The organism is Fodinicola feengrottensis (assembly GCF_039530045.1).
GTDB classification, from domain to species: Bacteria; Actinomycetota; Actinomycetes; order Mycobacteriales; family HKI-0501; genus Fodinicola; species Fodinicola feengrottensis.
The window spans coordinates 372,450-393,432 of sequence record NZ_BAAANY010000020.1; the positions used below are offsets into that span (position 1 = coordinate 372,450).

Below are 20,983 nucleotides of genomic sequence, written 5' to 3' on the forward strand. Positions count from 1 at the left end.
CACGAGGACATCCATTGACACGTTAACGCGCTCTGGTTAGCGTGCCAAGTCACCCGAGCCCAGAAGAGGGACCAAGATGCCTCGGAAAGCGCTGCCCCGACTCCTGCTTGCCGCCCTCCTTACGGCCGCTTTTGGCCTCGTGGCGGCTCTTCTCCCGAATACTCCGGCGGCCGCGGACGGCCCGGTGTCCACCGTGACGGCCGATTTCTCGGCAAATAACGGCACCGGCTCGCCCTACGTGCTCGGCGGCGGGATCAACACCCTCGACAATCCGAGCAAAGTCGATGCCCTCCGCCAGTCCGGCGTAACCATGCTGCGGCGCGACGCCTATCTGAACGACATCCTGCCGAACAGCACGGTCGCCAACTACAAGAACAACGTGAACAACATCCAGGATCCATCCACCTGGGACTGGAGCAAATACGGCTGGGCGGACACCTATCACAGCCGTGGCTTCAAAGTGCTGCTCATCATGAGCTACGACACGCCGTGGCTCGGCTACGGCTGCAGCGGTTGTGACTATTTCTCGCCACCGCAGGATTTCGACGTGTACGAGGACATCGTCAAGAAGATCTACCAGCATTTCCAGGGCAAGGTCGATATGCTGGAAATCTGGAACGAGCCGGACCTCGACCACTTCCTGAACACCACCGGCAGCCCCTACCAGGGCGACAATTTGCGAGCGTACAAAGACATCTACCAGCACGCGTCGCATGCCGTCCGCTCGGTGGACAGCACCATTCCCATCGGCGGCCCGGTGGTTTCCAACCCGACGCTCACCAGTTGGGCCACCGCACTCTTCCAGGATCCCAATATCCCCGCCGCCAACATCAACTTCCTGAGCTACCACCACTATTCGACAGCGGCAAACGACGTGGTGCCGACCTGGAAGTCGATCGCGGCCGCCGCCGGCCGGGGACCGACCTTCCCGGTCTACGTGACCGAGTGGAACTGGACACCCGCCTTCAACCTCGATCCGATGAACAACGACCACCCGAACATGATCAGCTTTGACAGCAATCGGCTGACGAACATGTACTTGCAACATACCGACGGGGCGCTTTTCTACGCGGACAATGACAACTCCGTCAACCCGGATTTCTTCGGGGTTTACGCCAACGGCACCATGACCCCGAAGTCACGCGCTTACCACCTGCTGTCCCAGGATCTCGGGCTCGGAGCGGGCCCCGGCACGATCCGCGGCATCTCGTACGCGGCTCCGGTGACGAACGCGGCGGCGGCCACCACGGCTGCCGGCGAGAACGTGGCCTGGGTCGTGAACGACGGCACCAGCCCGCTGCAAATAGACCTCCGGCTAACCGGGCTTGGCGGCGGGTCTTCGGTGCAGGCGAACGTTTTCGAGGCCAGCGCCAACCAGGCCGTCGGCTCGCCGCGCTCGTCAACGCAGCTGGCCGTCAGTGCCGGTGCCGTGACCGTACCGCTGAGTGCGCCAGCCAAATCACTTGTCGGCGTACGCCTGACCTCGTACCCGATCGCGGACGAGACCAACCTCGCCCCGGCGGCCACCGCAACGGCTTCCTCGTCTTCGGGCGGGTTCGTAGCGGCTGAGGTGACCGATGGCATCATCGGTCGATGGGGCCTCGGTGAATGGGCTTCCAACGGTGAGAAAACCCCGTGGGTGCAGCTCACTTGGCCGACCGCGCAATCCATCGGCAGGGTTGTTCTCTATGACCGCTCGAACACTACCGACCGGGTCACCTCCGGCACGTTGATCTTCAGCGACGGCAGCTCCGTACCCGTACCAGCACTGTCCGATGACGGGACCGGCAAAGCGATTTCCTTCGCGCCACGCGATGTTTCATCGGTACGGCTGCAAGTCGACAGCAGTTCCAGTGGAACCCTCAACAGCGGGCTGTCCGAATTCCAGGTTTTCCACGGTGACAACGTGGCGCCGGACGCGACCGTCACCAGCTCCTCGCAGCTGGACACCGGCGCGCATTCCCAGGTGAACGCGGTCGACGGCATTTCCGGACAGGCCAACGGACAGTGGGTGTCCACCGAATCAACGCCATGGATTCGTACGACCTGGATCAATCCTCGCCCTGTCAACGAAGTTGTCCTTCGCGACCAGGTCGGCGGGAGCGGCCACGCGAACAGCGGCACGCTGACCTTCAGCGACGGCAGTTCCGTTCCGGTGACCGGCATCGCGACCGACGGCTCGCCGAAATCGGTGTCCTTTCCGGCCAGATCGGTGGGCTGGGTCCAATTCCAGGCAGACGGTGGGACCGGCAGCGATGTCGGACTCTCCGAATTGCAGGTGTTCCAGGCCGCGAACCTGGCTTCGGCCGCCGATGTCTCGGCCTCCTCGGTCTTTTCCTCCACGGCCGACGGCACTCTGCCGGCCACCGGAGCGACCGACGAGATCATCAATCAGTGGTATGCCGGGGAATGGGGATCGCAGGGCGAAAAGAATCCTTGGATCCAGCTGAACTGGCCTACCGTGCAGACGGTCGGCAGTGTTGTCCTTTACGACCGGAACAACCTGATCGACTGGACGATGGGCGGCACTCTCACCTTCAGCGACGGCAGCACGGTCGCGGTGTCCGGAATCGACAACACCGGGCTCGGCAAGGTGGTCACTTTCCCCACCAGGACAACCACTTCGATCCGGTTCCAGGTCACTGCCAGCGGCACCGGCAGCCTGAACAACGGCCTGTCCGAGATCCAGGTTTTCGCCGGCTAGACCCGCATGACCAGTCCGTCGTCGGCTGTCTCGTACGCGAGATCAGCGCGGTGATCGCGGACATCGCAGGACAGGTGGGTGAGGATCACCCGCTTGCAGGTGAGTTTCCCAGCGTACGAAAGTAAAGTCTCATAAGTGAGGTGATACGGAACCGCCCTGGCGCGGTAGTAGCACTCGGCGATCAGCAGATCCGCGCCAGCTGACGCCTCGATGATCCCGTCCGTCCAAGCAGTGTCGCCGGTGTAGGCGATCACCTTGCCGTCCACTTCGAGCCGCAGCACGAAGGCCGGCGCACCGCTGGGATGATCGCCCAACCATGCCCGCACTCGTACGCCGTCGATGTCCTTGGGCAGGTCGATGCCGGCACCCTGCTCCGCCAACTCGACCGTACGGGTGCGGAATTTTCGTCTGACCGCTGAAGATCCAGGGAAGAAGACCTCCATTGCGGCGACCAGCCGGTCCTCGGTGCCGACCGGTCCGCTGACCAAAAGGTTGTCCAGCCGGCCAGTGAACTGGCCGTCCAGGATCAGGAACGGCAGCCCACCGAAATGGTCGGCGTGCAAGTGCGAAAGAAAGACCGTACGCACCTCGCCTGGATCCAGGCCCAGGCGCCGCATCGCCACCATCGAGGTGGTGCCACAGTCGATCAGGAAGACGCCACCGGATTCCCGGCGTACGTGGATGCATGCCTGCAGCCGGCCGCCGCTGCCGAAGGCGTCGCCGGTGCCCGCGAACGTCACGGTCAGCGTCATTTCCCCATTGCACGCGCCGACGGTCACCTCGTGCAAGCTTTTTCAGCGGCCAGCTTGGCCGACGGGCGGCCGGCATCTGCGCCGACCGCCCGTGACCTTTCGGGATACCCCGATCAGGCGACCGGCAAACCCGGCGCCGGGAAACCGTCCATGAGGGCCTTGACCTCGGAACGGACCTTGGCGATGGTGTCCTCGTCCTGGTCCCGGGCGGCCTCTACGACCCGGTCGATCCATCCGGCGACGGTCGCCATCTCCGAAGCCCGCAGACCCCGCGAAGTCAGCGACGGCGTACCGATCCGCAGGCCCGACGGGTCGAAGGGCTTGCGCGGGTCGAACGGCACGGTGTTGTAGTTGACCACGATGCCGGCCCGGTCCAGCGCCTGCGCCGCCGGCTTGCCGGCGATGCCCTTGCTGGTCACGTCCATCAGCAGCAGGTGGTTGTCGGTGCCGCCGGAGACCAACTCGAAGCCGCGGGCGGCCAGCTCCTCACCGAGCGCCTTCGCGTTGGTGACCACCTGCTGCGCGTACGCACGGAAGTCCTCGGTGGCGGCTTCCTTCAGCGCCACCGCGATCGCCGCGGTGGTGTGGTTGTGCGGGCCGCCCTGCAGGCCCGGGAAAACCGCCCGGTCGACCGCCTTGGCGTGCTCTTCCTTGGCCATCAGCATCGCGCCGCGGGGTCCGCGCAGAGTCTTGTGCGTGGTGGTGGAGACAACGTCCGCGTGCGGGATCGGCGAGGGATGCACGCCAGCGGCGATCAGACCGGCGATGTGCGCCACGTCCGCGGCCAGCACCGCGCCGACCTCATGGGCGATCTCGGCGAACGCGGCGAAGTCGATGGTGCGCGGCACGGCCGTACCGCCGCAGAAAATCAGCTTCGGCCGCTCGGCCAGCGCCAGGTCGCGGACCTCGTCCATGTCGATCCGGCCGGTCTCCTTGCGGACGCCGTACTGCACGCCGCGAAACCACTTGCCGGTGGCCGAGACACCCCAGCCGTGGGTGAGATGGCCGCCCATCGGCAGCGACATGCCGAGCACGGTCTCGCCCGGCTGCAGGAATGCCAGGTAGATCGCGAGGTTGGCGGGCGCGCCCGAATACGGCTGGACATTGGCGTGGGCGGCGCCGAAAAGCGCCTTCGCGCGGTCGATCGCCAGCGTCTCGATCGGGTCGATGTTCTGCTGGCCCTCGTAGTAACGCTTGCCCGGATATCCTTCGGAATACTTGTTCGTCAGGACCGTACCGGTGGCCTCAAGGACAGCGGCGGACACGTAGTTCTCGGACGCGATCATCCGCAGCGTGTCGGCCTGCAGCTGCTCCTCGGCGCCAATCAGCGCGGCGATTTCCGGGTCCTGGGCGGACAGGGCGGGGTGACGGGTGTCTGTCATCGGCTCTCCTGGCGATCTCGGGTCGATCCGCTGCCGGCGCAGCGAGAACGGACCCGGCGTGCCCAGGCGAACGGCACTCCGGAAAACTCCCCAGCGCAAGCCAGGTGTGCCGCTTCCTCGTGGTCGCTTCCACGTCCGCGCGATCCGCTCGTACGCCAGTCACGGCACTCTTTACCTTACCCACCAGCCCCGCCAGCTGGCACCCGGGTAGTGATGCAGTACGGCAGTCCAGCGGGGTCCAGCAGGGTAAGCCAGTCGTCGGTTGCTCGTACGAAAGAGGCCCCGAGCGCCTGGTGCCGGCGCACCTCTGGCTCCCGCCCGTCGCAAGCCAAATCCAGGTGCGCTCGTACGAACGGCTCCGGCTCCTCCAGCCGTTGCAGCAGCAGTCTTATGGGCATGCGGTCGGGACGTACGAGGTGTTCGAACTCCCCTGCGGGATGCCGTTCCCAGCCAGTCAGCGCCGACCAGAAATCGGCCTCCCGCTGGTAGGTGGCCGGCGGAATGTCCAGACACAGCTGGTCGACCGCGCTCCGCTGGCCGTCCGGCCAGATCGCCGGCTCAGGTCGTACGCTCTCGCTGTGGTGCGCCACCACGCAGAACGGAAATCCGCCCGGCGACCGGAAGACGACCAGGGTCCCTTTGTCGTCGACCACCTCGGCGCCCAACGCGACGGCTCCGGCGATCTCGGCGCGTACGTCCTCGACATGCAGATCGAGGTGACAGCCACCGTCCCCGTCCACCACCTGCAACCGCAGGCAGGCGTCGCCCTCGGCCGGCAACAGGGTGGCGAACTCCAGGAACTCCCCGCGCCGAGCCGACAGCGTCGTGCCAGTCACGTCCAGCCAGAACGCCTCGGCCGCCCGTACGTCCGCCCTACGCGGCAGATCCAAAAACGCCGTCACCCAGTTGACTCGCACCGGACAACCTCATATCACCTCGTCGGAGCAGGGCGAAGGGGAAAGTCACTCGCCGCAGCCGGCAAGTACACCGAGCAGAATCTTTGCTAACGCTCCAGGAAAGCCGACACCATCGGCAGAACCAGCTCTGGCTGGCGCATCACCGCCATGTGCGTGGTGTTGGGCAGTACGGCCAGTCGCGAGTCGGCGAGAATCTCGTGCATTTCGGCGGCGTGCTCCAGGCGTACGAAGTCGGTGTCGCCGATGATCATCAGCGTCGGCGACGAGACATTGCGCAGGTCATCCGCGGTCCACTCACCGATGGTGTTCGGCGCTTGCGACACTCGTGGCAGAAATGTCATGAAAGCGTCCGGGGTCGGGGAAACCGCGGTGTACGCTTCGCGCATTTCCTGGAAATCAGCCGGAGTTGGCAGCCGTAGGTGTCCGTTGGGCAACTCCGAGTGCTGAATTTCCGGGTAGTAACCGGCAAGTTGGTACTGTGTGCTGGCCAGTACGAGCCGGTCGACCCGTTCGGGATGCAGCATCGCGATGCGCAGCGCGGTCAGCCCACCCACGCTGAATCCAAAGAAATCCGCCCGATCGAGCCCCAGCTGATCCAGCAGCGCGACGATGTCGCCGGCGAGAGACTCGATCGTGAAGTCGCGGTCGATATCCGCTGTGTGGCCGTGGCCCTGCATCTCCACCGCGATCACCTGACGGTTCGCCGCCAGCGCCGGCAGCATCGGGCCAAAAGTCAGGTCGATCGTGTGCACCCCGCCGTGCAGCAGCACCAGCGGCCGACCTTCGCCGTGCAGCTCGTAATACATCTTCAGACCGTTTACGTCCGCATATGCGCCGCTCATCGTTGGCCTCCAAGAAAAGTCAATGGCCCATCCACTGTATGGCAAACAGTGGATGGGCCATCAACCGCCGAAGCCTAACGAGCCTTCAGGCGTACGGTGACGATTTCAAACGGTCGCAACGGAACCCGCAGCTCGCCGTCCACGACCTCGCCGGCAGCATCGGCGAGCGGCCGCTCCAGCAGGTCGACGACCTTCGCCGAAGCGGCGTCGAAGCCGGTGGACACGGCGGCGGTCGTACGCGAGCCGGACGACTCGTAGAACCGGACGATCACGTCGCCGGAGCGGTCCTCGGCAAGCTTGACAGCCTCCGTCATCACGCCCGCACCGGACACGCTGACCAGCGGCTTGTCCGTGCTGGAGCCGGCCGCTACCCGCAGCGGCAGGTTCAGGGAGTAGCCCTCGGAGACCGCGTCCGCGATCTGCGCGCCGGCCCGGATCGAGTACGTGAACTGGTGAATTCCCTGGTCCGTCTCCGGGTCCGGGCTCTTGGGCGCACGCAACAGGGTCAGTCGTACGGTCGTGGTCGTACCCCCGCCTGCACGGGTCGAACGGCCAACGTCGTAGCCATAAGTCGCGTCGTTGACGATCGCGACGCCATAGCCGGGCTCGGCCACGTGCACCCAGCGGTGTGCGTAGACCTCGAACCGGGCGGCGTCCCAGCTGGTGTTCGCGTGGGTCGGCCGGTAGACGTGGCCGAACTGGATTTCCGAGGCGGCCCGGTCGGCGTGCACGTCGATCGGGAAGCTGGCCTTCAGCACCTTTTCCGACTCGTGCCAGTCAATCTCGGTCTCGATGTCCAGCCGCTGGCTGCCCGCGGTCAGTCGCAGCACCTGCGAGATCTTCGACTCGCCAAACGACCTGCGAACACGGATCGCACCGGAAAGCGGGCCGGCGTCCAGGATCTCGATGCTGTCCACATCGGACAGATCGGTGTGCTTGTGCTTGTAGAACTTGTCGATGTCCCAGGCGTCCCACTGGTTGGGGTGGTCCGGGTGCAGCTGCAGCAGGTTGCCGACAGTGCCCGGAGCGAGTGCCTCGCGGCCCTTTTCCAGGTCGAAAACAGATTGCAGGTTGCCGTTGTCGTCAAGCCGGACGCGTACAAGACCATTGTCCAGCCCGCGGTCGGTGACACTCACGGGGGTGACGCCACCGGGTAGCGACGGCTCGGCCGTACCGGTGCCCAGGGCCGGCGTCTGCGACCACATCGCGACTCGCCCATCGGCGAGTTTTTGGTCCGCCTCAACACCATGCGCCAGCTCGACCGGCACCGCGACGACCTCGGACCGAGCCTGCGGACCGGCGTTGAAAACCCGGATCCCGTCGCCCTCGCCGTCGCCGAACGCGCCGGCGATCAGTGTTTCCAGCTCACCGGCCACTCGCGCATACGTCTCGCGCGCCTCGCGGTGCACCCAGGCGATCGAACTGCCCGGCAGGATGTCGTGGAACTGGTGCAGCAGAACGGTTTTCCAGAGTTCTTCGAGCTTCTCGTACGGATAGTCCTTGCCCTGCAAGGCGGCCGTCGTTGCCCACAGTTCGGCTTCCCGGAGCAGGTGCTCGCTGCGCCGGTTGCCGGCCTTGGTGAGGTGCTGACTGGTGTACGTGCCGCGGTGGAACTCCAGGTAGAGCTCGCCGGACCAGACCGGGGCGTCCGGATATTCGGCCTCAGCCCTGGCAAAGAACGCCGACGGTTTCTCAATGGTGACCCGCGGCGCGCCTTCCAGGTTCGCGAGGCGGCGGGCCCGCTCGACGTGGTCGCGGGTGGGGCCGCCACCGCCGTCGCCGTGCCCGAACGGGATCAGCGAGGTCGAGCCGAAGCCCTTTTCGGCGTACTGGCTGACCGCCCGGGACAGCTCCTCGCCGGAAAACACCGCGTTGTACGTGTCAACCGGTGGGAAATGCGTGAAAACGCGGCTGCCGTCGATGCCCTCCCACCAGAAAGTGTGGTGCGGCAACCGGTTCGTCTGGTTCCACGACAGTTTCTGGGTCAGGAACCAGCGTACGCCCGCCAGCCGTGCCAGCTGCGGAAAAGCAGCGGTGTAGCCAAAAGAGTCGGGCAGCCAGATTTCCTGGGTGTCCACACCGAACTCTTCGGCGAAGAACCTTTTGCCGACCACCAGCTGGCGGGCCAGCGCCTCGCCGCCGGGCAGGTTGGCGTCCGACTCGACCCACATGCTGCCGACCGGCGACCAGTTCCCGGATTTCACCGCGTCCTGGATCCGCTGGTAGATGTGTGGCTGGTTTTCCTTCACCCACGCGTATTGCTGCGCCTGCGACGCCGAGAAAACGAGTTCGGGATAGTCCTTTGCCAGCGCTGTCACGTTGGCGAACGTACGAGAAGCCTTGCGGACGGTCTCGCGCAGCGGCCACAGCCATGCGCTGTCGATATGCGCGTGCCCGGTCGCCGAGAGGTGGTGTGCGCTGGCGTTCGCCGGCGACGCGAGCGCGTCGGCCAGCTGCTCGCGAGCAGCCGCCGCCGTACCAGGCACGTCATGCAGGTCAAGCGCGTCGAGCGCGCGGTCGAGGGCGCGCAGGATGAGGTGCCGGCGCGGCTCGGTGACCGGCAGCTGGCGCATCACCTCGTCCAGCACCTCGACGTCATGGATCAGCTGCCACACGTCCTCGTGGCGGACCGCCAACTCGGCCTTGACCAGGCGATACAGCTTCGCGTCCGGTGCGGTCAGCCGGTCGCCCATCTCGGTGGGCAGAAAGTCGTGCAGAATGCTCGGGTTGGCGGCCGCCTCGATGAAGAGGTGGACGTTCTCCACGCCTTCGGCCACTGGGACGTACGCGTTCAGCGGCGCGATGCCCTTGATCGGCACACCGTCGGCGTCATACGCCATGCCCTCGGCCTGAAAGCCCGGGCCTTCGCCGTCGAAACCGAGGTCCATCACCACCTCGACCCGCTCACCTGCCCAGTCCGCCGGCACCTGGCCGGTCAGCTCGAACCAGGTGGTCGACCACGGTGAGCCCCAGGGCTGGCCGATCTCGAAAGACTCGTACTTGCCGTCGGCATGCGCGGCCAGCGCGTCGGACGCCGGCACCGGCTCCCCGTCCACGTGCCAGGCACGCACCTGCAACGGCGCGGTCCGCACATAGAGGGCCGGCCGGATGCGCTGCCGCAACGCGCGGCTCAGCCGTTCCTCGATCAGGGCGCGATCGTCGTGCACAAGGGTGTCCTCTCTCAGCCGGGACTCTGGACCCGGCCGCACTGTCCGCCGGTTAGTGGCATGGTCCACACTAACCACTGGTCCGGCACCTTTGCGCGGGGTTGCCGGCAGTGGTCAGCGGTGGTCCGGGAACGTTCCCATAATCTGGTCTTCACTGTGGTGCACGTGACAGCTTCGCGATGCTTGTCCAGGCCGCGTCGACACCTACGATAAACGTATGCCTCGCTGTGACAACGCTGTCACCGCGACCGACGGAACCATCCGGCCGGTCGCGGTTTTCGCGCGTTTCCAGCGACCTGAAGTCTCCGCGTCGCGGCGCTGCCCAGGCCGCGCGGATCGACGACATATCCCGGCCGCGTAACAACGCCATTACCCGGCTTCGGCCATCCATTTTCGCCATTCCCGCGGCTCGCGGCCGCGTCATCGCGCCCGCGGTCCGTACCGAGTCAAAGAAAGGCGGCGTCGAGCACAGCACTATGGAGACGTTGGTGGAGCGCACCCGGCGATCGAACGCGCGCACCGCTTGGGGACGGTTGCTGGACCGCGCGGCCGCCCGTCGGCTGGACAACCTGATCGACCTTGCCGAGGAAGAGCCGGGTGCGCCCGAAACGTACCGGGCCATGGATCTCGCCCTGCGAGTCGGCGAACTGTTGCTCGCCAGCGGCGAATCGACCGAGAGTGTCACGGAGGCGATGGTGAGCCTCGCGCAGTCGTACGAGCTGCCCCGGTCCGAGGCGATCGTCAACTTCACCGCGATCTCCATCTCCTGCCTGCCCGGCCGCGGCGCCGCGCCCGTGACGGGTGAGCGACTGGTCCGCCGCCGCTCCCCCGACTACACCAAGCTGGTCGCCGTCCACACGCTCATCCGTACGGCCGCCACCGGCACCTTGTCTCTGGACGACGCGTTCGCGCAGCTCAACCACATCAAGTACGGCCGAGGCGGGTACCAGCGCTGGCTGATCGCCCTCTCGCTGCCGCTGATGTCCGCCGCCGCGGCCATGCTGTCCGGCGGTGGTCTGCTGGTTTCCAGCATCGCCTTCCTGGCCGCGCTGCTGGCCGACCAGACCACTGTGCTGCTGGCTCGGCGTGGGATCGCGGAGTTCTACCAGTTCGCCGTCGCCGGTGCGATCGGTTCGCTGACCGCCGTCCTGCTGATGGCCACCGGACTCCCGCTGCACGGCTCGACCGTGGTCACCGCCTCGATCATCACGCTGCTCCCCGGTCGCGCCCTGGTGGCCAGCGTCACCGATGGCATCACCGGTGCGTACGTCAGCGCCGGCGCTCGCATGCTCGAGGTTTTCTTCGCGCTGGCAGCGATCGTGTCCGGCGTCGGCCTGGTCGTCTACACCGCCGTCCACTGTGGACTGCCGCTGTCCATCGCCGGCCTGCCCGCTACCCCACCGGGACTCAACGCTCTGCAGATCGGCGCTGCGGTCGTCCTGACCGTCACTTTCGCCCTCTCGATGCACACTCCACCGCGCGAACTGCTGGCCGCGGCGATCGGCGGCGGCCTCATCTGGGTCCTTTACACCCTCCTTCGCGAAGCGGCCTTTTCCCCGATCATCGCCGCCGGCGTCTCCGCCGCCGCCATCGGCACCATCGCCCATTTCGCCGCCAGCTGGGCCCGCCGCCCCGCCCTCCCGTACGTCGTCCCGCTGATCGGACCGTTGCTGCCCGGCACCGCGCTCTACCGCGGACTATTGGAGCTGGGCGGCGGAAATGTCAGCCAAGGCCTGCTCCATTTGACGCAGGCGCTGGCGATTGGGATGGCTCTCGCCGCCGGAATCTGCGTTGGCGGCGAACTCGTACGCGCCTTCCGCGGCACCCCGATCGCCGCTGTCGCCAGCAACTGGCGCCGCCCCGCCGCCCGCCGCACCCGCGGATATTGATCGCATCTCCCGCTTTTGACCACAAACCAAACAGGTGCCATATCGTACGTACGTGACGGACCTGTTCTATGAAGAGCTTGGCGGCGGCAAGTTCCGCCCGACCGAGGCAACGACCAGCCCGTGGGACCAGCGGATGCAGCACGGCGGGCCACCAACGGCGTTGCTCGCGACCGAAATCTGCCGGCAGGCCGGCGGCCCGCCCCTGCGGCTGGCCAGGATCACCGTCGATTTCCTGGCCCCAATTCCCCGGTCGGACGCAGAGGTCGCCGTCCACATTGTCCGGCCGGGTCGGCGTACGCAGCTGACTGAGGCGACGATGGTCGTGGACGGCAAGGCGGCGGTCGTCGCCCGGGCCTGGCAGATCGCCGTCGGCGCGGCCATCGAGCCAACGCCGTCCGATTCCCCGCCGGCCCTACCCGATCCGCAGCCGCAGAGCTACTTTCCGGGGATCGGCCGGTGGGGCTATGGCGAGGCGACCGAGTGGCGTTTTGTCAGTGGTGGCTGGGATGTGCCGGGTCCCAGCCAGGTGTGGGCGCACGTACGGCTGCCGCTGTTGGCGGACTCCGATCCGGAACTGGTCGGCCTCCAGAGGCTCCTCTTGTTGGCCGACTCGGCGAACGGCCTGAGCGCGCAGATGTTCCTGGGCGACTGGCTTTTCATCCCACCCACGCTCACGGTGACGGTTTTCCGCTATCCACAGAGCGACTGGATCTACCTCGACTGCCGCACCCACCTGTCCGCTGACGGCGGCGGCATGAGCGAGGCGCGCCTCTACGACGAGCACGGCTATCTCGGCAGCGCGACTCAACCATTGTACGTGGGTCCGCGTGGCTGACCACATTACGATGGTCTCTGGCGATAATCACTGAACCGGAGGTCATCCCGTGATCGGTCCGCGATCTGTCGTGCCGGCCGGCGATCTGACCCGACTGCGGCAGATCAACGAGCGGGCGGTATTGGCCGCCATCCGGGTCGGCGGCGAGCTGCGGCTTGCCGAGCTGGTGTCGCTGACCGGCCTTACCCGCGCGTCGCTGACCGAGGTCATCCGTGGTCTACGGGACAAGGGCTGGGTGGTGGAGCAAGACGCGATGACCGCAGGTCGGGGCCGGCCGGCACACCGCTACCGGTTCCACGCCGAGGCTGGCCACGTGGTCGGCCTCGACATCGGCGCGTACGCGGTGAAGGCCGCGGTGGGAGACCTGGCCGGCACCGTACTTGGCGAGGCACGGCGGCAGACCCGACCGGCGGACTCGCGGGCGAAGCGGCTGGATTCCACCGTCGACGCGGTCGGCGACTGCCTGCGGGCCGCTGAGCTGCCCGCCAACGCGGTGTGGATGACGACCGCCGGCACCACCGGGCGGATCGACCGGAACGGCCGGATCCTGCTGTCCGCGGCCATCCCCGGGTGGGCCGGGCTCGACCTGGCCGGCAGGCTCGCGGAGCTGCTCGGTGGGCCGGTGCTGGTCGAGAACGACGTACGGCTGACCACCCTCGCCGAACAGCGGCTCGGGATGGCCCGTGGGGTCCGCGACCTGGTGGTCCTGCAGGCTGGCCGACGGGTCGGGCTCGGCCTGGTGCTGGACGGGGCGGTGCGGCACGGACACCGTGGCGCGGCCGCCGACGTGTCCAGCTTCAGTGCGTTGAGCTGCGATCATGCCGTCGACTTCCTCGACCTGTGCCCGGCCGTGCCGGCCACCGGCGGCACCGGCGACCGGATCCAGGACGTACTCACCGCCGCCGCCGAGGGCCAGCCGGCCGCCGTCAATGCCGTCGGCCGATACGTACGTGCAGTCAGCCAGGTCGCCGCCGCCGCAGTCTCACTTATAGACCCCGAGATGCTGCTGATTACCGGCACTCTCGCGCCCTACGCGGATCTCGTACGACCAATCCTGCTCGACGAGCTCCACCTGCGCTGCATCACCGTGCCACGCGTCGAGGTGTCCACGCTCGGCCCCGACGCGGTCCATCAGGGCGCCGTCCAGTACGCCCTTGACCACCTCGCCGACCTGCTCCTGGGTGACCCCGACAGCGCCCTCCCAGCGCTCACCCGCCCCCAGTAACGGAGCTTGTCCGCATCCTAGTTCCACGTGTCGTGGTGAAAAGTGCCGTCGACTTGTTGGTACCACCAATGCTGAAAGTGGCCGGTGGTGTCGAGGGAGAAAGCATGTTGCTCAGCGGTCCGGTAGTTGAAGGCGGCGAGGTCGCCGACCGCGAGGCCACCGTTGGCAAGGGTGGTCCAGTCCTCGTGCGCGATACCGGTGCCGTTGAGGTAGACGTGGTCGAGATGACCCGTGACGGAGTCCCGAAAGAAGACGTGTTTCTGCTGGACGTAAGGAAAACTGGCGGGGTTGCCGGCGATACTGAAGCCGGTGGCGCTGGTCAGGTCCTGCTGTGTCACCTGACCGGTCCCCTCGTCGTACCACCAGTGCTGCAGGTTTCCGTTCTGATCGCGGGCAAAGACGTGCTGCTCGGCTTCGCCGAAGTCGAAACCGGTGGGCGCCGCGTCGGTCGCGAGCTGCCCGCCCCAGCTGGCCTGGTGAACGTAGACCGGGTCGGACGGCTGCCACCACCAGCGGTGCAACGCACCGTCCGCGCCGCGAGCGAAGACGGTCTGGACGCTTCCCCACACGTAAGCGACGGGAGCACCGCCGGTCACCTGCCCACCCCAGTCGTCGGCCCGCAGCTGGCCCGGTACGGCCAGGTAGTACCAGTGATGCAGGTGCCCGTCCGAGCCGCGCGCGAAGACGTGCTGCTCCTCGCCGTACGCGAAACCGGCCGGGTCGCCGACGATGTCCAAGCCCGGACCGCCGGCTCCCACTGTCCAGTCCTGGGTGTCCCACCCGCCGGACACCCCGTTGGTCCACCACTGATGCAGGTGGTTGTCGGTGCCGCGGGCCATCACATGCTGCTGGTGGGCGGTGACGTACGCGACCGGTTGGCCGGCCGCCGAGCCGGCCGGCGCGAGTTGCTCGGACTCAGTGGCCGACATCCCGGGCGCCCACCAGCTGTGCGTCAGACTTCCGTCCGGATGAATGACAAAAGCGTTCTGCGAGGTGCCGAAGACCTCCGTCCGCGACCCGGCCACCGAACCCGCTCCAGGATCACCTGGCGCCGGCGTCGCGAGAAAACCAGGTGCCTGGCCAACCAGGTTCAGGGTCGGCTGCATCTGGTTCCAGGTAGCGAAAAGTGGCGTCGTACCCCACGATTTCTGGGCCAGTGCCCGGTTCAGCGGTGCCAGATCCCGCTCCAGCCTGCCCGGATCCTCGGCCTGAGCGTCCCACTCACAGAGCAGAACACCGGCGAGGTGTGGGTCCGTACGACCACCGGGCAAAGTGCGGTTTCCGTTGAAGACTCCGGGATCGAACTGCTCCCAGATCCGCTGGCCAGATGTGTTGGGCAGACTCGTACTGCCCTCGTCGTAATAGAGAAAAGTGTTGTCGCCGTTGATCACCTGGTTACCGTTGGCGGCCAAGTCCGCCGGCGAAAGGCCGCCGGGCATGGCGAGCCAGTCCGTTACGGTGATGTCACTGTTGAGCGGCACTTTGCTGCTGGGAAACAGGTCGTCGCCCCACATTCGCATGGATTTTCCATGCTGGCGGGCAATCGCGTCGTTCCCGTTCATGAAAGCGCGATAAAGATCCTCGGCGGTGGCGCCGGCGCCGAACTGGCTGACCGCCGCTCGGGTCAGCGAGCCGAGATTTCCAGTGTCGTTCAGTCGCTGGTTATATTCCGGATATTCGTCGCCGCCGGTGTGCCAGGTCGATCCACCGAACCTCGCCAGGTACGTCGACATCAGGCCGCGCGCCCAGTTCACCGCGTCCGGACTCGCCAAGTCCAACGCCCCCGGCAGCTCGGTTCCACTGTCGTTGCGCAGCGTGTCTTGGTCCGGCAGCGGGGCATCGCCCTGGTTCAGGTGTCCCGGCATGTTCACCACTGGCGTCAGCTTTACGTTGTACGTGGCGGCGAAGGCGTCGATCTGCTGCGATTCCGCCGCGCTGAGCGCGGAGGTGTTGGCACCGAACTGGAGCTCGTTCAGCTTCAGGTAGGACAAGTCACGAATTTCGTTGAACCACCAGCCCAGCGGAAAATGCCTGGCATTGGTGTCCACCAGGACAGCCCGCACCGCATACTGCGGCCAGTCCCGGACCGTACCGGCCGGCAATGCCGTCGACTGCCGCACAAGCTGCAGGATCGTACGGCTGCCCCAGAACGCACCGGCGACGGTCTGGGCACTCACCTGCAGCGTCGGCCCGACGGTCAGAGCGTAACCCTCGTTGCCCAGTTGCTGGTCAGTTGATCCCAGGCCAAGGAAAATATCGCCAGGCTGGGTCGTACCGACAGTCGCGGTGACCACCGGCGGCGACGGTACGTTCAAAGCCAAGCCGAGATCCGCGGCGAAAGTCCGCGCTGCCGCTGTCAGCGTGGCGGCGTCGGCCGGGTTGACCACCACCCGCGCGGCAGCGGTCCATGCGTATCCGGCGCCGGCACCGGCCTGCCACTGCCGGAGCGCGGGCAGCACCGCGGGCAGGGCCTCCGCGGCCGACGCCGGAGGCAGACCTGGAGACAGGCCAGCGGCCAGCACGAGGGCGACCCCGACGGCCAGCAGGATTCGGATCAGGCTTACCCGTTTTGTCATCTCAGACCCCTGTATGGATGCGCCTTATTACGATGGAGAGTGACGATAATCCGGATCGTCAATCAGGGGAACGGCCAAGAGCGGCCAACGCCGAATTCGTCAGACAGCCGTCCCGCCGTCGAAGACCGCCAGCACCGCCAGCCGACCGTGCAGGCGAAGATCGATCTGCCGCCGCAGCAGGAATCCTGTACGTGGGCCGGCTGTGAGGTCCGGCAGCAGCGCCACCGCCCGGCCGTCCGGTCGCAGCACTCGACGGATCTCCCGCCACAGCGGCTCCGGACCGATCGTGACCGGGACCGCGACACCCCAGGGCGGGTTGACCAACACCCGGTCGACGCTGCCGCCAGCGATCGGCAAAGCCGCCGCGTCCGCGACGCCCAGCGAGACCGCACCACCAGCATTCCCGACCGCTACCCGTACGACCGACGGCTGAAGATCGAAACCCAGCCGCCGCCCGGTGGCCTCCAGCAGGGTCGTACCAGCGCCACAGCACGGATCCAGCACCAAGTGCCGCTCCTGGATGTCCGCCAACCGCGCCATCGCGGCGGCCACCGGCGGATGCAGGGTGCCCGGCACCGAGCCGATCTTGTACGAGCGGCGATGCAATGGACGGTCCGCGATCCGGACCGCGACCCGGGCAACCTGGCCCTCCAGGGACACCCGCCAGGTGACGCTGCCCGCCGGCGGCCTCCGACCACCCCGTCGAGAGTGATAGCGACAGCCCAACAAGTCCGCGAGTCGAGCGCCGACCGCGTCCTCCACGTCGTACCGGCCGAACCGCCGCAGCCCGACAACCGAGGCTGAAACGTCCACATCGGACGTCACGTCTATACCACCAAAACGTTTGCGTACGGCCAAAACCGCGGCGACGTCCACCGCCATCGCCGAGAACCGGCGAAGGTCCACTGTGGACTTCCCGATCCCGGTCACCTCGGCGGCCAGCACCATCACGTCATCGACTGTCCGCAACAACAACGGATCAGTCCCGCTCGGCCGAAAAACGACCTCCCGGTGCCGGACGCTTTCCGTCCGGCCGATGCCCTCTTGGTGAATTTCCGCGCTGGCCAACGATTCCAGGCCACGGACCGTACGCGCCAAAAGGCGCACCAACGGTTACGTTCCTCCCGCGTCGCGACACGGAACGGCAGGCAGCCGCTCCGCTTCGCCGGCGGCGGGCTTTCAGCGGTGCACAAACTTACCGCGACGCCACGACAGGCCGGCGGATCGCTAGCCGAGGGGGAAGGTGAAGAACATGCCCGGGACTGTAGCAAGGAAGCCTGCTGGCCCGCCGGCTATTTATCCCCGGAGCGACGCTCCCTGGTTAGCTCCGCTCAGCTCCGTAGGCTGGCAGGCATGAAACTTGGTATGCACATTTGCGATTTCACGTACCCGAACGGACCGGCCCGACTCGGCGCGGACCTCGCCGACCTGGTCCGGCGCGCCGAGGACGCCGGGATCGACACCATCACGGTGATGGACCACCTGTTCCAGATCTCGGTCGTCGGCCCCAGCGAGAACGACATGCTGGAGGCGTACACAGCACTGGGTTTCCTCGCCGCGCACACCTCTCGAGTACGGCTGCTAACGCTGGTCACCGCTGCCGTCTACCGCGAGCCCGGGCTGCTGGCCAAGGCCGTGACCACGCTTGACGTGCTGTCCGGCGGCCGGGCCTGGCTGGGCATCGGGGCCGGTTGGAACGAGGAGGAGACGACCGGCCTCGGACTGCCCTTCCCGCCGGTGTCCGAGCGGTTCGAGCGGCTGGAGGAGACCCTGCAGATCTGCCTGCAGATGTGGTCCGACTCCGAGGCCGGCTACGACGGCAAGCACTACCAGCTCGGCCGTACGCTCAACTCCCCGCAGTCCCTGAGCCGTCCACACCCGCCGATCATGATCGGTGGCGGCGGCGAGAAGAAGACGCTGCGGCTGGTGGCGAAGTACGCGCAGGCGTGCAACCTGTTCCCCGGTCCGGAGCTGGCACACAAGCTGCAGGTGCTGCGCGAGCACTGCGAACGCGAAGGCACCGACTTCGACGCGATCGAGAAGACCTCGATGTACACCTTCGACGGCGACGTGAAGGCGACCATCGAGCACCTGGAAAAGCTGCACGGACTCGGCATCCAGACCGCGATCGGCCGGGTCCCGACGAATCTGGATCTGGACAAACTGAAGATCATCGGACGGGAGATCGTCCCCGCCGCCAACGATCTGGTGTAGTGGCGGATTCTCGACATTTATTGTCGGGGCACGGCATTGCGGTCAGTACGCGCACGCTGCGACGCTGGCCGCATGCCAATGAACCTTCGCCATCAGGAACTCTGCAGTTCGCAGGAATGGGCCGACGCGGTCGGCGAGAGACTGGACGAATGGCTGACCACCACCGGCCGTGACATCGGCAACGACATCGTCGAGATCGGTCCCGGTTTTGGTGCCACCACTCGTGTTTTGGTACGCCACTGCGAGCGGCTGACGGCCATTGAAATCGACCCGGACTTCGCCGCTGGGTTGCGGGCGGAATTCGGCGACCAGGTCACCATCATCAACGCCAGCGGCGCGGACGTGCCGCTGGCGTCGGCGAGCTATTCCGGTGTGGTTTGTTTCACCATGCTGCACCACGTACCGTCAGTCGAGCTCCAGGACCAGATTTTCGCTGAGGCGTACCGACTTCTGCGCCCCGGTGGCGTTGTCGCCGGCGCCGATGGGCAGGACAGCGAAGGCTTCCGGGCTCTGCACGAGGGCGACATCATGGTCGTCGTCGAGCCCGACAGCTTCCCGGACCGGCTCCGGGCCGCCGGCTTCACGGACATCGACGTGACCGTCGACCCTGGTGTCATCCTCACCTTCCACGCCCGCAAGCCCGGACCGTAGCAAGATAGGACCGTGGGAGAGACCGAACCAGCGGTGCTGCAGCGGCTGCTCGACGTGGCGTTGGAGCTGCAGGGCGAGCGACGGCCGGAATCGGTGCTTCGCACGGTCCTGAAGGCGGCGAAGGACCTGGCCGGCGCCCGGTACGCGGCGGTCGGGGTGCCGGACGGCGACGGCGGTTTCGCGCTGTTCCTGGTGGAAGGCGTGGACGCCCGGACCTGGGACGCGATCGGCTACCTCCCGCGTACGCACGGCGTTCTGGGCAGCCTGCTGACCGATCCGAAACCGCTGCGGCTGCACCGGTTGCGGGACGATCCACGGTTTCGCGGCTGGCCCCGGGCCCATCCGGCGATGACCTCGTTCCTGGGCATCCCGGTGATCGCGAGCGGCGACATCGTGGCCGCCCTGTTCCTGGCCAACAAGATCGAGGCGGACGACTTCTCCACCGCGGACGTACGAGTGGTGGAGGCGTTGGCCGCGCATGCCGCGTTGGCGGTGGTCAGCGCCCAACGGCAGTCCCGGCTGCGGGAGCTGTCGATCGCCGCCGAGCGGGCCCGACTGGCCCGTGACCTGCACGATTCGGTGACACAAACGGTGTTCAGCCTGACCCTGTCAGCCGAAACCGCGGCCAGCCTCGCGACCGGCGCGGACCCGCGGCTGGTCGAGCAGGTGGACCGGATCCGGGCGCTGGCCGGCACCGCGACCGAGGAGCTCGGCTCACTACTGGACACCTTGCGCCTCGCCGAGGACCGCCGGGACGACCTCGCGACCCTGCTGCGCAGGCGGGTCGAACTGCTGGGTCGCGTCCACGACGTACCGATCGACCTGCGCATCAGAGGCGCCCAGCAGACCCGGTCCGCGGCCACCGAATACGAGGTCGGCCGGATCGCCACCGAAGCGTTGTCGAACGCCCTCAAACATGCGAACGCCGGTCGCATCGCGGTCACTCTCACTTACACAGAAGGAAAACTGCGGCTCACCGTTGCGGATGACGGCGACGGATTCGACCCGGCGATCACGGCCAGGCAATCACGCCGGATGGGCTTGTCATCGATGGCCGAGCGGGCCGCCGCGCTTGGCGCGGACCTGCACGTGGAGTCCAGCCCGGGGACCGGGACGACGGTGTCGCTGGAGGTCCTCGGTGACTGCTGACCCGCCCGTACGAGTGCTGCTGTGCGACGACCACGAGATGGTGAGAGCCGGGTTGCGCAGCTTTTTCGACGTACAGGAAGGGATCGAGGTGGCTGGCGAGGCCAGCACCGCCGAACAGGCACTGGCCCTGATGGGGACAACCAAACCCGATGTCGTGCTGATGGACCTGATGTTGCCGGGCATGTCCGGCGTCGAGGCGGTCCGCCGGATCAGCGCCGACCATCCGGGCGTCAAGGTGCTGGTGCTGACCAGCTATGCCGGCGATGACACGGTGATCGAAGCCGTCCGAGCCGGCGCCGCCGGCTATCTTTTGAAGGACGTCAACCCAACCGAGCTGGCCGGCGCCGTACGAACCGTGCATGCCGGCGGGGCGCCGCTGCATCCCAGCGTCGCCGCAGCCGTCATGCGGAATGTGTCAGAACCCGATCCCGAGCACCTCACCCCGCGTGAGCGTGAGGTGCTCAGCCTGATCGCCCGCGGGCTCTCGAACCGCCTGATCGCCCGCGAACTGGCCCTGTCCGAGAAGACGGTCAAGGCGCATGTCAGTGCCATCCTGGGAAAACTCGGGGCGGCGGACCGTACACAGGCCGCTTTGTGGGCGGTCCGCCACTTCCCCGACCCAAGCCCCGGGTCCTAGGACAAAGGTCTCGGGTCGCCGGGTCCGTGGCCCGATGCCGCCG

The 20,983-nt window shown here is 66.8% G+C and carries 15 protein-coding genes and 1 riboswitch; of the genes, 8 read left to right on the plus strand and 7 right to left on the minus strand.

The window, feature by feature from the left end; genetic code table 11:
• Nucleotides 1-76: 76 nt before the first annotated feature.
• The gene (locus tag ABD301_RS25870) at nucleotides 77-2,704 is read left to right on the plus strand and encodes a DUF7402 domain-containing protein (protein ID WP_344313067.1); all 2,628 of its coding nucleotides are present in this window, start codon (nucleotides 77-79) and stop codon (nucleotides 2,702-2,704) included.
• Here ABD301_RS25870 and ABD301_RS25875 read toward each other — a convergent pair.
• The 5 genes from ABD301_RS25875 to ABD301_RS25895 form a co-directional block, all read right to left on the minus strand.
• Nucleotides 2,701-3,456: an MBL fold metallo-hydrolase gene (locus ABD301_RS25875; protein WP_163566894.1), complete on the minus strand. Its 756-nt coding sequence runs from the start codon at nucleotides 3,454-3,456 to the stop codon at nucleotides 2,701-2,703. The genes ABD301_RS25870 and ABD301_RS25875 overlap by 4 nt on opposite strands.
• Before the next feature lie 113 nt (nucleotides 3,457-3,569).
• Nucleotides 3,570-4,838, minus strand: a complete 1,269-nt coding sequence (locus ABD301_RS25880; protein ID WP_344313068.1) for a serine hydroxymethyltransferase — start codon at nucleotides 4,836-4,838, stop codon at nucleotides 3,570-3,572.
• A 53-nt stretch (nucleotides 4,839-4,891) separates the two neighbouring features.
• Nucleotides 4,892-5,011, minus strand: a riboswitch (ZMP/ZTP riboswitch).
• Between the two features lie 3 nt (nucleotides 5,012-5,014).
• On the minus strand, nucleotides 5,015-5,755 hold the full coding sequence (locus ABD301_RS25885; RefSeq protein WP_163566801.1) for a VOC family protein: 741 nt from the start codon (nucleotides 5,753-5,755) through the stop codon (nucleotides 5,015-5,017).
• 86 nt (nucleotides 5,756-5,841) lie between these two features.
• The gene (locus ABD301_RS25890) at nucleotides 5,842-6,597 is read right to left on the minus strand and encodes an alpha/beta fold hydrolase (protein WP_344313069.1); all 756 of its coding nucleotides are present in this window, start codon (nucleotides 6,595-6,597) and stop codon (nucleotides 5,842-5,844) included.
• A gap of 74 nt (nucleotides 6,598-6,671) precedes the next feature.
• A complete protein-coding gene (locus tag ABD301_RS25895) occupies nucleotides 6,672-9,764 on the minus strand; it encodes an alpha-mannosidase (protein WP_344313070.1) in 3,093 nt (1,030 codons plus the stop codon).
• Between the two features lie 227 nt (nucleotides 9,765-9,991).
• Between ABD301_RS25895 and ABD301_RS25900 the strand changes: the two genes are divergently transcribed.
• From ABD301_RS25900 to ABD301_RS25910, 3 genes are read left to right on the plus strand one after another with little or no spacing between them, the layout of a single operon-like run.
• Entirely contained in the window at nucleotides 9,992-11,653 is a 1,662-nt protein-coding gene (locus ABD301_RS25900; protein WP_344313071.1) for a threonine/serine exporter family protein, read from the plus strand.
• 52 nt (nucleotides 11,654-11,705) lie between these two features.
• Nucleotides 11,706-12,488 (plus strand): thioesterase family protein, encoded by a 783-nt coding sequence (locus ABD301_RS25905; protein WP_344313072.1) that lies wholly within the window; start codon nucleotides 11,706-11,708, stop codon nucleotides 12,486-12,488.
• 49 nt (nucleotides 12,489-12,537) lie between these two features.
• The gene (locus ABD301_RS25910) at nucleotides 12,538-13,713 is read left to right on the plus strand and encodes an ROK family transcriptional regulator (RefSeq protein WP_344313073.1); all 1,176 of its coding nucleotides are present in this window, start codon (nucleotides 12,538-12,540) and stop codon (nucleotides 13,711-13,713) included.
• Nucleotides 13,714-13,730: 17 nt separating this feature from the next.
• On the opposite strand, the gene ABD301_RS25915 is transcribed toward ABD301_RS25910, so the two are convergent.
• Together ABD301_RS25915 and ABD301_RS25920 are read right to left on the minus strand one after the other, a co-directional pair.
• A complete protein-coding gene (locus tag ABD301_RS25915) occupies nucleotides 13,731-16,289 on the minus strand; it encodes a glycoside hydrolase family 20 zincin-like fold domain-containing protein (RefSeq protein ID WP_344313074.1) in 2,559 nt (852 codons plus the stop codon).
• Between the two features lie 99 nt (nucleotides 16,290-16,388).
• Entirely contained in the window at nucleotides 16,389-17,396 is a 1,008-nt protein-coding gene (locus ABD301_RS25920; RefSeq protein ID WP_279579184.1) for a methyltransferase domain-containing protein, read from the minus strand.
• Between the two features lie 246 nt (nucleotides 17,397-17,642).
• Here ABD301_RS25920 and ABD301_RS25925 point away from each other — a divergent pair, with 246 nt between their 5' ends.
• The 4 genes from ABD301_RS25925 to ABD301_RS25940 all read left to right on the plus strand — a co-directional run bounded on the left by ABD301_RS25925 (nucleotide 17,643) and on the right by ABD301_RS25940 (nucleotide 20,940).
• Nucleotides 17,643-18,503, plus strand: coding sequence for an LLM class F420-dependent oxidoreductase (locus ABD301_RS25925; protein ID WP_344313075.1), 861 nt, complete (start codon nucleotides 17,643-17,645; stop codon nucleotides 18,501-18,503).
• Between the two features lie 72 nt (nucleotides 18,504-18,575).
• Nucleotides 18,576-19,154: a class I SAM-dependent methyltransferase gene (locus ABD301_RS25930; protein ID WP_344313076.1), complete on the plus strand. Its 579-nt coding sequence runs from the start codon at nucleotides 18,576-18,578 to the stop codon at nucleotides 19,152-19,154.
• A 12-nt stretch (nucleotides 19,155-19,166) separates the two neighbouring features.
• The gene (locus ABD301_RS25935) at nucleotides 19,167-20,303 is read left to right on the plus strand and encodes a GAF domain-containing sensor histidine kinase (protein ID WP_344313077.1); all 1,137 of its coding nucleotides are present in this window, start codon (nucleotides 19,167-19,169) and stop codon (nucleotides 20,301-20,303) included.
• On the plus strand, nucleotides 20,293-20,940 hold the full coding sequence (locus ABD301_RS25940) for a response regulator transcription factor (protein ID WP_279579100.1): 648 nt from the start codon (nucleotides 20,293-20,295) through the stop codon (nucleotides 20,938-20,940). Before ABD301_RS25935 ends, ABD301_RS25940 begins: the two co-directional genes overlap by 11 nt.
• Nucleotides 20,941-20,983 lie beyond the last annotated feature (43 nt).

What these genes read in the sequence shown, in the direction of transcription:
- ABD301_RS25870 (WP_344313067.1), top strand. Translation starts at nt 77, where the DNA reads ATGCCTCGGAAAGCGCTGCCCCGACTCCTGCTTGCCGCCCTCCTTACG.
- ABD301_RS25875 (WP_163566894.1), bottom strand. Translation starts at nt 3,456, where the DNA reads ATGACGCTGACCGTGACGTTCGCGGGCACCGGCGACGCCTTCGGCAGC.
- ABD301_RS25880 (WP_344313068.1), bottom strand. Translation starts at nt 4,838, where the DNA reads ATGACAGACACCCGTCACCCCGCCCTGTCCGCCCAGGACCCGGAAATC.
- ABD301_RS25890 (WP_344313069.1), bottom strand. Translation starts at nt 6,597, where the DNA reads ATGAGCGGCGCATATGCGGACGTAAACGGTCTGAAGATGTATTACGAG.
- ABD301_RS25915 (WP_344313074.1), bottom strand. Translation starts at nt 16,289, where the DNA reads ATGACAAAACGGGTAAGCCTGATCCGAATCCTGCTGGCCGTCGGGGTC.
- ABD301_RS25925 (WP_344313075.1), top strand. Translation starts at nt 17,643, where the DNA reads ATGAAACTTGGTATGCACATTTGCGATTTCACGTACCCGAACGGACCG.
- ABD301_RS25930 (WP_344313076.1), top strand. Translation starts at nt 18,576, where the DNA reads ATGCCAATGAACCTTCGCCATCAGGAACTCTGCAGTTCGCAGGAATGG.